The sequence below is a fragment of the Tepidimonas sediminis genome (genome assembly GCF_007556605.1).
Classification (GTDB): Bacteria; Pseudomonadota; Gammaproteobacteria; order Burkholderiales; family Burkholderiaceae_C; genus Tepidimonas; species Tepidimonas sediminis.
This window is the reverse complement of the sequence record NZ_VJND01000003.1, coordinates 170,358-184,219: the sequence shown is the minus strand read 5'-3', so window position 1 is coordinate 184,219 and position 13,862 is coordinate 170,358. Positions and strand designations below refer to the sequence as shown.

Genomic DNA, 13,862 nt, shown 5'->3' with positions numbered 1-13,862 from the left:
CTCACTCCAAGCTGAGCACCAGCCGCTTGCCCAAGGCGGCCGCCGCCCGCTCCAGTTGCTTGAGCGTGGGGTTGCCGGGGCGGGTCAGCCGCTGCGCCGCCGGCCAGGAGGTGCCCATGGCGCGGGCGAGCTCCGCGAGGCTGTGTCCCTGCCGCGCAAAGTGGATCAGGAGCGCGGCCTGCACGGGCGCGTCGGGAATGGCCACCGGGCGACCCAAGGCCGGCGACGGTGGCGGGATGTCCTCGCCCTGTTCGAGCCGCACGGCCAGCACGCCGGTGAGCACCTCCGCGGCGTTGAAGGCGGCCTGCTCTTCGGTGTCGCCTTCGGTGAAGGCCTCCTCCAGATCGACGAACTGCACGAGAAACCCGCCTTCGGGCTGCGGCTGCAAGGTATAGGGGTAGGCGACGTTCATGTCAGCTTGACTCCCCTTTGCCGTTCGATGGCGTCGATGAGGCCGGCGGAGAGGTCGCGGCTGCCGTGCACGGGCACCGGCACGCTGCGCGGGAAGCCCGGCTTGACGAGGATGGGGTGGCTTCCCTGCACCCGCGCCACGCGCCAGCCCGCCTGCTCCAGCCGCCGGATGACCTTCTTGCCGTTCATCTTTCGATGATAGATCACCAAAGATATGGCACCCCTAGGGCCACAGACTCAAATCGGTGGGCGGTCGTGGGCGCCGACATGGCCGATCCGACGCGCGATCTCGCCGATGAGCTGGCGCGCCAGCGTGATCTTCGGCCCCGGCGGCAGCTCCACGGCCTCGCGCTCGTCCACCAGCAGCAGCGCGTTGTCGTCGCGGCCGAAGGTGGCCGGGCCGATGTTGCCGACCAGCAGCGGCACGCCCTTGCGCGCGCGCTTGGCCTGCGCATGCGCCAGCAGATCGTGGCTTTCGGCCGCGAAGCCGACGCAGTAGAGCTCGCCGCGGCGCGCGCGCGGCAGCGCCGCCACCGTGGCCAGGATGTCCGGGTTCTCGACGAAGGTCAGCGCCGGCGGCGGGCCGCCGCCGTCCTTCTTGAGCTTGCGCTCGGCCGCCTGCGCCGGGCGCCAGTCGGCCACCGCGGCGGCGGCGATGAAGACGGTGGCGGCCTCCACCTCCGCCAGCACCGCCTCCAGCATCTGCTGCGCGGTCTGGACGTCCACGCGGCGCACGCCGCGCGGCGTGCGCAGGTGCACCGGGCCGGCCACCAGCGTCACCTCGGCGCCGGCCTCGCGCGCCGCGCGCGCCAGGGCAAAGCCCATCTTGCCGCTGCTGTGGTTGGTGATGCCGCGCACCGGGTCGATCGGCTCAAACGTCGGCCCCGCCGTCAGCAGCACGCGCTGGCCGCGCAGCACCTTGGGCTGCAGGTGGGCGATCAGCTCCTCGGCGATCTCCTGCGGCTCCAGCATGCGGCCGTCGCCGACCTCGCCGCACGCCTGCTCGCCCTGCCCCACGCCCAGCACCACCGCGCCATCGGCGGCCGCCAGCGCGACGTTGCGCCGCGTGGCCGGGTGCGCCCACATCTCGCGGTTCATCGCCGGGGCCAGCAGCAGCGGCACGCGCTCGGCCGGCCGCGCCAGGCACAGCAGCGCCAGCAGCTCGGCGGCGCGCCCCTGCGCCAGCTGGGCGAGGAAGTCGGCACTCGCGGGCGCCACCACGATCGCGTCGGCCCAGCGGCCGAGGTTGATGTGCGCCATCGCGTTGGGCTCGCGCGCGTCCCACTGGCTCATGACGACCGGGTGGTTGCTCAGCGCCTGCATCGTCAGCGGCGTGATGAACTGCGCCGCCGCCTCGGTCATCACCACGCGCACCTGCGCGCCGGCCTGCACCAGCTGGCGCGCGAGTTCCGCCGCCTTGTAGCAGGCGATCCCGCCGGTCAGACCCAGGACGATGCGCTTGTCGTGCAGCTCCTTCATGCGGCTGCACTATAGCGCGCCCCGCCGCAGGGGGCGGCTTTTATAATTTGCCTTTCCACCGACGGGCCGGAAGCGCGGCCCGCCCCTCGTCATGACCAAATACGTGTTCGTCACCGGCGGCGTGGTTTCGTCCCTGGGCAAGGGCATCGCCTCCGCGTCGCTGGCCGCGCTGCTGGAGTCGCGCGGCCTGAAGGTCACGCTGATCAAGCTCGACCCCTACCTCAACGTCGATCCGGGCACGATGAGCCCGTTCCAGCACGGCGAGGTGTTCGTCACCGACGACGGCGCCGAGACCGACCTGGACCTGGGCCACTACGAGCGCTTCATCACCACGCGGATGAAGCGCACCAACAACTTCACCACCGGGCAGATCTACAAGTCGGTGCTGGAAAAGGAGCGCCGCGGCGACTACCTCGGCAAGACGGTGCAGGTCATCCCGCACGTCACCAACGAGATCCAGGCTTTCATCCAGCGCGGCGCCGAGGGCGTGGACGTGGCCATCGCCGAGATCGGCGGCACGGTGGGCGACATCGAGTCGCTGCCGTTCCTGGAGGCGGCACGGCAGATGAGCCTGCGTTTGGGGCCGAACAACTCGGCCTTCGTGCACCTGACCTACGTGCCGTGGATCGCCGCCGCCGGCGAGCTCAAGACCAAGCCCACCCAGCACACGGTGCAGAAGCTGCGCGAGATCGGCATCCAGCCCGACGCGCTGCTGTGCCGCGCCGACCGCGCCATCCCCGACGAGGAGCGCGAGAAGATCAGCCTGTTCACCAACGTGCCGCTGTGGGGCGTGATCTCGCTGCCCGACGTGGACACGATCTACAAGGTGCCGCGCGTGCTGCACGAGCAGGGGCTCGACGGCCTGATCTGCGACCGGCTGCGCCTGCACACCCCGCCGGCCAACCTCAAGCGCTGGGACGACCTGGTCTATGAGGTCGAGCACCCGCAAGGCGAAGTGCGCATCGCCATGGTTGGCAAATATGTCGATCTGTCCGACAGCTACAAGTCGCTCAACGAGGCGCTGCGGCACGCCGGGCTGAAGAACCACGTGCGCGTGGCCATCACCTACATCGACTCCGAGACGCTGGAGGTCGGCGACGTCGAGCAGCGCCTGCGCGGCTTCGACGCCATCCTCGTGCCCGGCGGCTTCGGCAAACGCGGCGTGGAAGGCAAGATCCGCGCCGCCCAGTTCGCGCGCGAGCACAAGGTGCCGTACCTCGGCATCTGCCTGGGCATGCAGGTGGCCACGATCGAGTTCGCGCGCCACGTGGCTGGGCTGGAGGGGGCCAACTCGACCGAATTCGACCCGCAGACGCCGCACCCGGTCATCGCCCTGATCGACGAGTGGCTGGATGCCAGCGGCACGCTGCAGAAGCGCAGCGAGGGCGGCGACCTCGGCGGCACGATGCGGCTGGGCGCCCAGAGCGCCGACGTGCTCCCCGGAACGCTCGCTTACCAGATTTACGGCCCGGTGGTCACTGAGCGCCACCGCCACCGCTACGAGGCCAACACGCAGTATCTGGATCGGCTGCGCCAGGCCGGGCTCGTGATCTCGGCGCTGACGCAGCGCGAGCAGCTCACCGAGATCGTCGAGCTGCCGCAGGACGTGCACCCCTGGTTCATGGGCGTGCAGTTTCACCCCGAGTTCAAGTCCACCCCGTGGGACGGCCACCCGCTGTTCAACGCCTACATCGCCGCGGCGCTGCAGCACCAGCACCAGCGCCAGGAGGCCGGCGCATGAAGCTGTGCGGCTTCGAGGTCGGGCTGGAGCGCCCGTTCTTCCTGATCGCCGGACCGTGCGTGGTCGAAAGCGAGCAGCTGCAGCTGGACGTGGCCGGGCAGCTCAAGGAGATCACGGCGGCGCTGGGCATCCCCTTCATCTTCAAGAGCAGCTACGACAAGGCCAACCGCTCCAGCGGCGCGTCGTTCCGCGGCCCGGGCATGGAGCGCGGGCTGGAGATCCTGGCCAAGGTGCGGCGCGAGATCGGCGTGCCGGTGCTGACCGACGTGCACACCGAGGCCGAGGTGCCGGCCGTGGCGGCGGTGGTGGACGTGCTGCAGACGCCGGCCTTCCTGTGCCGCCAGACCGATTTCATCCGCGCCGTGGCGCAGTCCGGCAAGCCCGTCAACATCAAGAAGGGCCAGTTCCTCGCGCCGCACGACATGAAGAACGTCATCGACAAGGCCCGCGCCGCCGCGCGCGAAAAGGGCCTGCCCGAGGACAACTTCCTGGCCTGCGAGCGCGGCTACAGCTTCGGCTACCACAACCTGGTGTCGGACATGAGGAGCCTGGTCATCATGCGCGCGAGCGGCGCGCCGGTGGTGTTCGACGCCACGCACAGCGTGCAGCTGCCCGGCGGCCAGGGCACGAGCAGCGGCGGCCAGCGCGAGTTCGTGCCGCCGCTGGCGCGCGCCGCGGTGGCGGTCGGCGTGGCCGGGCTGTTCATGGAGACGCACCCCGACCCGGCGCGGGCGCTGTCGGACGGCCCCAACGCCGTGCCGCTGAAGTTCATGCGGCCGCTGCTCGAGTCGCTGCGCGAGCTGGACGCCGTCGTCAAGCGCCAGCCGCTGCTGGAAGCGGAGTTCGCCGCCGCATGATGCCGCCGCAGGCCCACCCGCTCGACGAGGCGCTGCGCGCGGCGCTGCGCGACGCGCTGCCGGAGGCGACGCTGGCCTGGCTGCACGGCAGTGCGATGCGCGACGCGCTGCGCCCCGACAGCGACCTGGACGTCGCGGTGTGGCTGCCGCGACCGTTGCCCGCCGGGCGCTGGCTGCAGGCCGCCGCGCGGCTGGGCGAGCGGCTTGGGCGCGAGGTGGACCTGCTGGATCTGGCGCGCGCGCCGACCGTCACGCAGTTCATCGTCCTGTCGAGTGGACGGCTGCTGCTGGCGCACGACGAGCGCGATGCCTGGCGCCTGTGGGCGCGCGTGCTGCGCGACTGGCAGGATCTGCAGCCGGCCCGCCGCGCCGCGCTGCGCGCGCTCGCCACCGGGCTGCAGGAGGCCGCCGCGTGACGCCGACGCTGCGCGAGGTGCTGGCCCAGAAGGCCCAGCGGCTGCAACGCGCCGTGCAGCGGGCGCGCGCCGAGCGCGCCGCCACCGACGACTTCGCGCACGACCTCACGCACCAGGACGCCGCGCTGCTCAACGTCCAGCGCGCCTGCGAGCAAGCCATCGACATGGCCAACCTGATCGTGGCCGAGGAGAAGCTGGGTGCACCCGAGGGCGCCCGCGCCGCGTTCCAGGCGCTGGCCCGCCACGGCTGGATCGACGCCGCACTGGCCGCCGAGCTTGGCCGCATGGTGGCGTTTCGCAATGTGCTGGTGCACGAATACCAGGATCTCGACCCCGAGATCGCGCGCGCGGTCATCGACCGCGAACTGGACACCCTGCTGCGCTTTGCCGGCCTCGTGCTGCAGCGCGCCCTCAACACCCCCGCCGACCCACCATGAGCGCCTACATCATCGCCGACGTCGACGTCACCGATCCGCAGCAGTACGAGGAGTACAAGCGCTGGTCCAGCGCCGCCATGCAGGCACACGGCGCCGAGGTGCTGGTGCGCGGCGGCGCGGTCACGGTGCTGGAGGGCGGCTGGCAGCCCAGCCGCATCGTCGTGCTGCGCTTCCCGTCGGTGGAGGCGGCGCGCGCCTTCCACGACTCGCCCGAGTACCGCCGCGCGCGCGAGGCCCGCGCCGGTGCCGCCGTGATGCGCATGATCGCCGTCGAAGGCGTGGCCTGAGAGCCCGCCAACCGGCCCACCGATTGACCTGATCCCCACCATCCCACGCAACGAAGGAAACCCCAAACCATGAGCGCCATCGTCGATATCGTCGGCCGCGAGATCCTGGACAGCCGCGGCAACCCCACCGTCGAGTGCGACGTCCTGCTGGAGTCGGGCGTGATGGGCCGTGCGGCCGTGCCGTCCGGCGCCTCCACCGGCAGCCGCGAGGCCATCGAGCTGCGCGACGGCGACCCCAGCCGCTACCTCGGCAAGGGGGTGCTGAAGGCCGTCGAGCACATCAACACCGAGATCAGCGAAGCGGTGCTGGGGCTGGACGCCAGCGAACAGGCTTTCCTCGACAAGACGCTGATCGAGCTGGACGGCACCGAGAACAAGAGCCGCCTGGGCGCCAACGCGCTGCTGGCCGTCAGCATGGCGGTGGCGCGCGCCGCGGCCGAAGAGTCCGGCCTGCCCCTGTACCGCTACTTCGGCGGCAGCGCCGCCACCACCCTGCCGGTGCCGATGATGAACGTCATCAACGGCGGCGCGCACGCCAACAACAACCTCGACCTGCAGGAGTTCATGATCCTGCCGGTGGGGGCGCCGTCGTTCCGCGAGGCGATCCGCTGGGGTGCGGAGGTGTTTCATGCGCTCAAGAAAATCATCCACGACCGCGGCATGAGCACCGCGGTCGGCGACGAGGGGGGCTTTGCCCCGAACGTGGCCAGCCACGAGGCCGCCATCCAGCTGATCCTGGAGGCCATCGAGAAGGCCGGTTACACCCCCGGCACGCAGGTGGCGCTGGGGCTGGACTGCGCCTCCAGCGAATTCTTCCGCGACGGCCGCTACCACCTGGAAGGTGAGGGGCTGGTGCTCAGCGCCGCCGAGTGGACCGACGTGCTGGCCACCTGGTGCGACAAGTACCCGATCGTCAGCATCGAGGACGGCATGGCCGAGGGCGACTGGGACGGCTGGGCGCTGCTGACCCAGCGGCTGGGCCGGCAGGTGCAACTGGTCGGCGACGACCTGTTCGTCACCAACACCAGGATCCTGAAGGAAGGCATCGCCAAGGGCATCGCCAACTCCATCCTCATCAAGATCAACCAGATCGGCACACTGACCGAGACGTTTGCGGCCATCGAGATGGCCAAGCGCGCCGGCTACACCGCCGTCATCAGCCACCGCTCCGGCGAGACCGAGGACAGCACCATCGCCGATATCGCGGTCGGCACCAACGCCGGCCAGATCAAGACCGGCTCGATGAGCCGCAGCGACCGCATGGCCAAGTACAACCAGCTGCTGCGCATCGAGGAGGACCTGGGCGACGTGGCGGTCTATCCGGGCCGCGACGCGTTCTACAACCTGCGCTGACCGCCGACCGGACGACCCCGATGCGCCCGGCGCGCTGGGTGACGCTGCTGCTGCTGGCGCTGCTCGCGCTGGTGCAGGGGCACATCTGGTTCGGCCGGGCCAGCGTGGCGGAGGTGCGCGCGCTGCGGCGCGAGCTGGCGGAGCTGGAGCTGGCCAACGAGCAGGCGCGCCAGCGCAACGAGCGGCTGGCCGCCGAGGTGCGCGACCTGCGCGAGGGACTGGAGACGGTGGAGGAGATCGCGCGCCAGGAGCTGGGGCTGGTCAAGCCCGACGAGATCTTCGTGCAGATCCAGCGGCCGGCTGCCGCCGGCGCACGCCCGTGAGCAGGCGGCCTACTGCAGCTGGTCGCTGCCCGGGGACTGCTGCGCCGGCTCCAGGAACAGCCGCGCCGCATCGACCGGGTCGAAGCGGTAACGCTGGCCGCAGAACTCGCACGCCACGTCCACCTCGCCCTGCTCCGCCAGGATCGCCTCCACCTCCGCCACGCCCAGGCCGCGCAGCATCGCCGCCACGCGCTCGCGCGAACAGGTGCAGGCGAAATGCGGCTGGGCCGTCGGCCCCTGCGGCACCAAGCGCAGCAGCCGTTCCTGCCAGAACAGGCGGTGCAGGATGGTGTCGCCGTCCAGCGTCAGCAGCTCCTCGGGCTTGAGGCTGGCGGCCAGCAGCGCCAGCCGCCGGAAATCCTCGTTGGCGTCCAGCGCGTCACCCTCGGCCGTCACCGCCGCAGTGCCGGCGAGGTTGGCCTCGCCGGTGGCCGGCATGCGCTGGATCAGCAGCCCGGCGGCGGTGCGCTCATCCGCCGCCAGCACCAGCCGCGTGTCGAGCTGCTCGCTCTGGCGCATGTAATGCTCCAGCATGTCGGCCAGGCGCGGCAGCTTGCGGCCCGCGGCATCCACGAGCGGCACCACGCCCTGGTACGGTTTGAGGCTGGGCGAGGTCTGGCGCGGGTCGAGCGTGATCGCGCAGCGCCCCTGCCCCAGCACGTTGACCATGTCCGCCAGCGGTGCATCGGGTGCCACCGTCCCGATCACCGTGGCCGTGGCGCGGAACGCGAGATCGGGTTGCACTTCGGCCACCGCCACTTTGACCGGCCCGTCGCCAAGGATCTGCAACACCAGTGTGCCGGCAAACTTGATGCTGGTGTGCAGCAGCACCGCCGCGGCGGTCATCTCGCCCAGCAGCGCCGTCACCGCCGGCGGATAGCCCCCCGAGGCTTGGCGGCGCCGCAGCAGCGCCTGCCAGTCGCCGGTCAGCCGCACCAGCGCGCCGCGCACCGGAACGCCGTCGAACAGGAAGCGCTGCAATTCCGACACGCGCGCCGTCCCCGCCATCAGGCGTCCAGCCGCCGCAGGCCGGCGCGGAAGCGACGGGCGTTGTCGATGTAGTGCCGGGCGCTGGCGCGCAGCGCCTCGATCTCCTGCGCCGTCAGCTCGCGCACCACCTTGGCCGGGCTGCCCAGGATCAGCACGCCGTCCGGGAACGTCTTGCCCTCGGTGACCAGCGCGCCCGCCCCCACCAGGCAGTGGCGGCCGATGCGCGCGCCGTTGAGCACGATGGCACCGATGCCGATCAGCGACTCGTCGCCGATCGTGCAGCCGTGCAGCATCACCATGTGCCCGATCGTGACACGCGCGCCGATGGTCAGCGGCACGCCGACGTCGGTGTGCAGCACGCTGCCGTCCTGCACGTTGCTGCCCTCGCCGATCGTGATCGGGTCGTTGTCACCGCGCAGCACCGCCCCGTCCCAGACGCTGACGTCGGGGCCGAGCGTGACGCGGCCGATCACGCGGGCGCTGTCGGCCACCCAGGCGGTGGGGTGCAGGTCGGGACGCAGGTCGTCGAGCTGGTAGATCGCCATCCTTAGAATTCTATCGATGCCCGCTGCGCCGTCCACCGTTTCCGCCACCGCCCGCGACATGCGCGCCGAGGCCCTGCACTGGCTGACGGAACCGGATCCGTCCGCCAAGGTGGCCGGGGTGCGCGCGGCCTGGCTCGCGTGGTCGGCGGCGGGCTGGCCGCAGCCCCGCTGGCTCGACCCCGATGGTGCGCTGACACCGCCGCCCGGCCGTCCCTTGCCGGGCCGCCCGTCGCGCCCGCGGCTGGTCGACCCGGCTGAGGTGCCGGCGCGCTCGCCCTTCACCCCGGAGGGACACGCGGCGCTGGCGCACGCGATCGCCCACATCGAGTTCAACGCCATCAACCTGGCGCTGGATGCGGTGTGGCGCTTCGGCGGCCTGCCCGCCGACTTCTACCGCGACTGGTGGCGCGTGGCCGCCGAGGAAGCCGAGCACTTCGACCTGCTGCGCCAGCACCTGGCCACGCTGCCGCGGCCCGACGGCGGCCGCGGCTGGGCCTACGGCGATTTCGACGCCCACGACGGCCTGTGGACGATGTGCGCGCGCACCGCCGGCGACGTGGTGGCGCGCATGGCGCTGGTGCCGCGCACGCTGGAGGCGCGCGGGCTGGACGCCACACCGCCGATCCAGGCCAAGCTGCGCCAGGCCGGCACGCCGCAGGCGCTGGCGCTGGCGGCGATCCTCGACATCATCCTGCGCGACGAGGTCGGCCACGTGGCGATCGGCAACCGCTGGTACGGCTGGCTGTGCGCGCAGCACGGGCTGGAGCCGCTGCCGCACTTCCGCCACTTGATGCGACAGTACCGCGCCCCGCGCCCACGCCCTCCGCTCAACACCGAGGCGCGCCAGCGCGCGGGCTTCAGCGCCGCCGAGCTGGCGTGGCTGCAGCAGGCGGTCTGAGGCGGCCGTCCGCCCTCCCCCAAACGAGGGAATGACGGCGCGCCCGCCGCCGCGCATACTGTCGCCAGGCGACGAGACGCGCGGCGATGGGGCGCAGGGGAAGGAGCCGGCGACGGGGCCGGGGGCTCACGCTGATCGAGCTGCTGGTCGGCCTGGCGGTGCTGGCGCTGCTGGCGGGAGCCGGGGCGCCGGCCTGGTCGGGCTGGCAGCAGCGCGCGCGCCTGCGCGCCACCGCGGAGCTGCTCGCCGCCGACCTGCGCCACGCCCAGTCCGAGGCCGCCAAGCGGCACCTCACCCTCGGCGTGACGGCGCAGGCCGACGCCCACGGCTGGTGCCTCGGCTTCCACGCGGGCAGCGATGCGTGCGACTGCCACCAGCCGGGGGCCTGCCACGTGGACGGCGTGGAGCGCGTGCGCCGTGGCGCCGACCACCCCGGGGTGGCGCTCGCTGTCGGCGTCAGCGGCGGCACGTTCTGGTTCGGCCCGCGCCGCGGCACCGCCACCGCCGGCCACCTGACGCTGAGCCTGGCCGACGGCCACGCGGTGCGCGTCGTCGTGCACGGCGTCGGACGGGTGCGGCTTTGCCGACCCGTCGGCACGCCGGATCACGGTGGGCTGGAGACCTGCTGAGCACGCCGCGGCGGCGATAATCCGGCGCCATCCTCCGACGAGGCCGACCCGATGCAGATCGCCACCTGGAACGTCAATTCGCTCGCGGTGCGGCTGCCGCAGCTGCTGGACTGGCTGGCCGAGCGCGCCCCCGACGTGGTGGCGCTGCAGGAACTCAAGCTGCCCGACGACAAGTTTCCGCACGAGGCGCTGGCGCAGGCCGGCTACCACGCCGCCTGGCTGGGCCAGAAGACGTACAACGGCGTGGCACTGCTGGTGCGCGCACCCGGCACGTTGACCGACGTGCAGCGCAACCTGCCGGGCTTGGCGGACGAACAGGCGCGCCTGATCGCCGCCACCGTGCGGCCCGCCGGCACGGAGGCGCCGCTGCGCGTGGTCGGCGTCTACGTGCCCAACGGCCAGGCCCCCGGCAGCGACAAGTTCGCCTACAAGATGCGCTGGCTGCAGGCGCTGCGCGACTGGCTGGCCGACGAGCTGGCGCGCCATCCGCGTCTGGTGCTGATGGGCGACTTCAACATCACCTTCGACGACCGCGACGTCTGGGACCCGGAGGGGCTGCGCGGCGCCATCCACTGCACCGACGAGGAGCGCGCGCACCTGCAGGCGCTGCTGCGGCTGGGCCTGCACGACGCGTTGCGCCTGCTGGACGGGGGCGCAGGCCTCTACACCTGGTGGGACTACCGCCAGCTGGCCTTCCCGAAAAACCGCGGCCTGCGCATCGACCACATCCTCGTCAGCGAGGCGCTGCGCCCCCTGGTGCGCGCCTGCGCGATCGAGCGCGCGCTGCGCAAGCGCCCGCAGCCGAGCGACCACGCGCCGCTGGTGCTGACGCTGAACTAGGCAGACGTCGCGGCTCGCGTAGCCGGGCCGCAGCGGCACTCAACCCATCCCCAGCTCCTGCAGCTTGCGAGTAATGGTGTTGCGGCCGATGCCCAGGCGCTGCGCAGCCTCGATCCGGCGGCCATGGGTGGCCTGCAGCGCCGCGTCGAGCAGGCAGCGCTCGACCCGGTGCATCAAGGCGTCCCAGACGTCGCGCCGGCCTTCGGCCAGCAGGCGCTGCGCCTCGGCGCGCAGGGGCTCCTCCCAGCCGGCGGCCGGCGCCGGGGCGGCCGTCCTCGGCGTGTCCCCGGACGGCCACGGCCCCGGCTGGACAGCCCGCGGCGGCGCCGCACCTGCCGTCGGCGCCGCCGCGGCCGCCGCGGGAATGGCCTGCAGGACCTCCGGCGGCAGGTCCTCCACCTCCACCACCTGCGCCGGCGCCATCACGGTCAGCCAGTGACAGAGGTTCTCCAGCTGACGCACGTTGCCGGGAAAATCGAACGCCTGCAGCGCCGCCAGCGCCGCCTCCGACAGGCGCTTGGGCTCCACCGCCAGCTGGCGGGCGCTTTGCTGCAGAAAGAAGCGCGCCAGCAGCGGGATGTCCTCGCGCCGCTCGCGCAGCGGGGGCAGGCGCAGCCGAATCACGTTGAGGCGGTGATAGAGGTCTTCGCGAAACCGCCCCTCGCGTACCAGTTGTTCCAAATTTTGATGCGTGGCGGCGATGACGCGCACGTTGGCTTTGAGCGGCGCGTGGCCGCCGACGCGGTAGTAATGACCGTCGGACAGCACGCGCAGCAGGCGCGTCTGCAGCTCCAGCGGCATGTCGCCGATCTCGTCGAGGAACAGCGTGCCGCCCTCGGCCTGTTCGAAGCGGCCGCGGCGCTGCGCCTGCGCGCCGGTGAAGGCGCCGCGCTCGTGCCCGAACAGTTCGGACTCCAGCAGGTCCTTCGGGATCGCGGCGGTGTTGATGGCGACGAACGGCCCGCCGGCGCGCGGCGAGTGCTTGTGCAGCGCGCGCGCCACCAGCTCCTTGCCGGTGCCGGACTCGCCGGTGATCAGCACGGTGACGTGGCTCTGGCTCAACCGTCCGATGGCGCGGAAGACGTCCTGCATCGCCGGCGCCTGGCCCAGGATCTCGGGGGCGCCGCCGTTGACGGTCTCGGCCGCGGCCTCTTCCTCGCGCAGGCTCTCGTCGACCGCGCGCCGGATCAGCTCCACCGCCTTGGGCAGGTCGAACGGCTTGGGCAGGTATTCGAACGCGCCGCCCTGGAAGGCCGCCACGGCGCTGTCCAGGTCGGAGTACGCGGTCATGATGATGACCGGCAGCCCCGGGCGCTGGCGCCGCACCTGCTCCAGCAGCTGCAGGCCACTGGCACCGGGCATGCGGATGTCGCTGACCAGCACCTGCGGTCCCTCGTCGGCGCCGCCGGCCAGCGCGTCCAGCACCGCCTTGGGCGCGTCGAAGCTGCGGGTGGGCAGTCCCTCGCGCGCCAGCGCCTTCTCCAGCACGAAGCGGATGGAGGGGTCATCGTCGACGATCCAGATCGGTTTCATGGGCATGCCTCGACGCTGCCGACCCTGTCCCCGCCACCCCAGGCCAGCGGGATCAGGATCGTGAAATCGGTGTGGCCGGGCCGGCTGTCGCACTCGATCAGGCCCTGGTGCTGCTGCACGAAGGTCTGCGCCAGCGTCAGGCCGAGCCCCGTCCCCCCGTCGCGTCCGGACACCAGCGGGTAGAAGATGCGGTCGCGGATGTCCTCGGGCACGCCGGGGCCGTTGTCGATCACATGCAATTCCAATGCCAGCCGCACGCGCCGCTTGCCGAACGTCACCTGGCGCTGCACGCGCGTGCGCAGCGTGATGCGGGCATCGCCCGCCTCGATGCGCTCGCGCAGCGCCTGCGCGGCGTTGTGGGCGAGGTTGAGTACCGCCTGGATCAGCAGCTCGCGGTCGCCGCGGAACTCGGGGATCGAGGTATCGTAGTCACGCACCACCTCCAGACCGCGCGGAAACTCCGCCAGCAGGATCGCGCGCACGCGCTCGCACACCTCGTGGATGTTGACCTCGCCCCATTGCGGGGCACGGCGGTGCGGCGCCAGCAGCCGGTCCACCAGCGCCTGCAGCCGGTCGGCCTCGTGCACGATGACGTCGGTGTACTCGGCGAGGTCGGCGCGATCGGCGAGCTCCAGCTGCAGCAGCTGCGCCGCGCCGCGGATGCCACCCAGCGGGTTCTTGATCTCGTGCGCGAGGTTGCGGATCAGCTCCTTGTTGGCCTGGGCCTGCTCCAGCAGCCGCTCCTCGCGCTCCTGGCGCGCCTGCTGCTCCAGCGGCAGCATCTCGACGATGCGCTGCTCGCGCGACTCGGTGGCGGCCAGCACCAGGTGCACCGGCAGTGGCGCGCGCAGCAGGCGGCGCAGCTGCGTGTCGTAGCGGATGACGGCGTACTCGTGCGCCTGCGCCCCCTCCAGGGCGTTGCGCCACAGCTGCGGCTGCATCAGCCAGTCGGCCAGGTCGACACCCTGCAGGTTGCGCCGTGACAGGCCGATGGCATCCTCCAGCGCGTGGTTGGCGAAGCGGATGCGCCCCTGCGCATCGACCACCGCCACCAGCGTGGCCAGCAGGTCCAAGGCGGCGTAGTCGGGCTCGCGCGCGCGTGTCATCGCCGCTTGCGGGGGTG

At 72.0% G+C, this 13,862-nt stretch carries 17 protein-coding genes; 10 read left to right on the top strand and 7 right to left on the bottom strand.

All coding sequences use genetic code 11. The features are described from left to right. Position 1 precedes the first annotated feature (1 nt). Genes Tsedi_RS04125 through coaBC form a run of 3 tightly spaced genes read right to left on the bottom strand, consistent with a single transcriptional unit; the run spans position 2 to position 1,890 of the window. Positions 2-412, bottom strand: a complete 411-nt coding sequence (locus tag Tsedi_RS04125; RefSeq protein ID WP_143893870.1) for a type II toxin-antitoxin system HicB family antitoxin — start codon at positions 410-412, stop codon at positions 2-4. Further along, entirely contained in the window at positions 409-600 is a 192-nt protein-coding gene (locus Tsedi_RS04120; protein ID WP_143893868.1) for a type II toxin-antitoxin system HicA family toxin, read from the bottom strand. The genes Tsedi_RS04125 and Tsedi_RS04120 overlap by 4 nt, the downstream gene beginning before the upstream one ends. A 48-nt stretch (positions 601-648) precedes the next feature. Next, positions 649-1,890: a bifunctional phosphopantothenoylcysteine decarboxylase/phosphopantothenate--cysteine ligase CoaBC gene (gene coaBC / locus Tsedi_RS04115; RefSeq protein ID WP_143893866.1), complete on the bottom strand. Its 1,242-nt coding sequence runs from the start codon at positions 1,888-1,890 to the stop codon at positions 649-651. Between the two features lie 91 nt (positions 1,891-1,981). On the opposite strand from coaBC, the gene Tsedi_RS04110 reads away from it, so the two are divergent. The 7 genes from Tsedi_RS04110 (at position 1,982) to Tsedi_RS04080 (ending at position 7,304) form a co-directional block, all read left to right on the top strand. Further along, entirely contained in the window at positions 1,982-3,631 is a 1,650-nt protein-coding gene (locus Tsedi_RS04110) for a CTP synthase (RefSeq protein ID WP_143893864.1), read from the top strand. Continuing rightward, positions 3,628-4,488 carry a 3-deoxy-8-phosphooctulonate synthase gene (gene kdsA, locus Tsedi_RS04105; protein ID WP_143893862.1) on the top strand — a complete coding sequence of 287 codons (861 nt, stop codon included), beginning with the start codon at positions 3,628-3,630 and terminating at the stop codon, positions 4,486-4,488. The genes Tsedi_RS04110 and kdsA overlap by 4 nt, the downstream gene beginning before the upstream one ends. After that, positions 4,485-4,904, top strand: a complete 420-nt coding sequence (mntA, locus tag Tsedi_RS04100; protein WP_143893860.1) for a type VII toxin-antitoxin system MntA family adenylyltransferase antitoxin — start codon at positions 4,485-4,487, stop codon at positions 4,902-4,904. The genes kdsA and mntA overlap by 4 nt, the downstream gene beginning before the upstream one ends. Continuing rightward, positions 4,901-5,341 carry a type VII toxin-antitoxin system HepT family RNase toxin gene (gene hepT, locus Tsedi_RS04095; RefSeq protein WP_246099174.1) on the top strand — a complete coding sequence of 147 codons (441 nt, stop codon included), beginning with the start codon at positions 4,901-4,903 and terminating at the stop codon, positions 5,339-5,341. Before mntA ends, hepT begins: the two co-directional genes overlap by 4 nt. Further along, the gene (locus Tsedi_RS04090) at positions 5,338-5,628 is read left to right on the top strand and encodes a DUF1330 domain-containing protein (RefSeq protein ID WP_143893858.1); all 291 of its coding nucleotides are present in this window, start codon (positions 5,338-5,340) and stop codon (positions 5,626-5,628) included. The genes hepT and Tsedi_RS04090 overlap by 4 nt, the downstream gene beginning before the upstream one ends. Before the next feature lie 69 nt (positions 5,629-5,697). Continuing rightward, positions 5,698-6,981, top strand: a complete 1,284-nt coding sequence (gene eno, locus Tsedi_RS04085) for a phosphopyruvate hydratase (RefSeq protein ID WP_143893856.1) — start codon at positions 5,698-5,700, stop codon at positions 6,979-6,981. A 20-nt stretch (positions 6,982-7,001) separates the two neighbouring features. Beyond that, the gene (locus tag Tsedi_RS04080) at positions 7,002-7,304 is read left to right on the top strand and encodes a septum formation initiator family protein (protein WP_143893854.1); all 303 of its coding nucleotides are present in this window, start codon (positions 7,002-7,004) and stop codon (positions 7,302-7,304) included. A gap of 9 nt (positions 7,305-7,313) precedes the next feature. Here Tsedi_RS04080 and hslO read toward each other — a convergent pair whose 3' ends face one another. Together hslO and Tsedi_RS04070 are read right to left on the bottom strand one after the other, a co-directional pair. Beyond that, positions 7,314-8,294: an Hsp33 family molecular chaperone HslO gene (gene hslO, locus Tsedi_RS04075; protein WP_143893999.1), complete on the bottom strand. Its 981-nt coding sequence runs from the start codon at positions 8,292-8,294 to the stop codon at positions 7,314-7,316. Between the two features lie 17 nt (positions 8,295-8,311). Continuing rightward, complete coding sequence (locus Tsedi_RS04070; protein WP_143893852.1) at positions 8,312-8,839, bottom strand: gamma carbonic anhydrase family protein; 528 nt, start codon at positions 8,837-8,839, stop codon at positions 8,312-8,314. 16 nt (positions 8,840-8,855) lie between these two features. On the opposite strand from Tsedi_RS04070, the gene Tsedi_RS04065 reads away from it, so the two are divergent. The 3 genes from Tsedi_RS04065 to Tsedi_RS04055 all read left to right on the top strand — a co-directional run bounded on the left by Tsedi_RS04065 (position 8,856) and on the right by Tsedi_RS04055 (position 11,206). Then, positions 8,856-9,737: a ferritin-like domain-containing protein gene (locus Tsedi_RS04065; protein WP_246099173.1), complete on the top strand. Its 882-nt coding sequence runs from the start codon at positions 8,856-8,858 to the stop codon at positions 9,735-9,737. A gap of 86 nt (positions 9,738-9,823) precedes the next feature. After that, entirely contained in the window at positions 9,824-10,366 is a 543-nt protein-coding gene (locus Tsedi_RS04060) for a GspH/FimT family pseudopilin (RefSeq protein ID WP_143893850.1), read from the top strand. Between the two features lie 51 nt (positions 10,367-10,417). Next, positions 10,418-11,206 (top strand): exodeoxyribonuclease III, encoded by a 789-nt coding sequence (locus tag Tsedi_RS04055; RefSeq protein WP_143893847.1) that lies wholly within the window; start codon positions 10,418-10,420, stop codon positions 11,204-11,206. Positions 11,207-11,245: 39 nt separating this feature from the next. Here the strand turns inward: Tsedi_RS04055 and ntrC are convergent, their stop codons facing one another. Together ntrC and glnL are read right to left on the bottom strand one after the other, a co-directional pair. Beyond that, positions 11,246-12,739: a nitrogen regulation protein NR(I) gene (gene ntrC, locus Tsedi_RS04050; protein ID WP_143893845.1), complete on the bottom strand. Its 1,494-nt coding sequence runs from the start codon at positions 12,737-12,739 to the stop codon at positions 11,246-11,248. After that, positions 12,736-13,845: a nitrogen regulation protein NR(II) gene (gene glnL, locus Tsedi_RS04045; protein WP_143893844.1), complete on the bottom strand. Its 1,110-nt coding sequence runs from the start codon at positions 13,843-13,845 to the stop codon at positions 12,736-12,738. Before glnL ends, ntrC begins: the two co-directional genes overlap by 4 nt. Between the last annotated feature and the right edge of the window lie 17 nt (positions 13,846-13,862).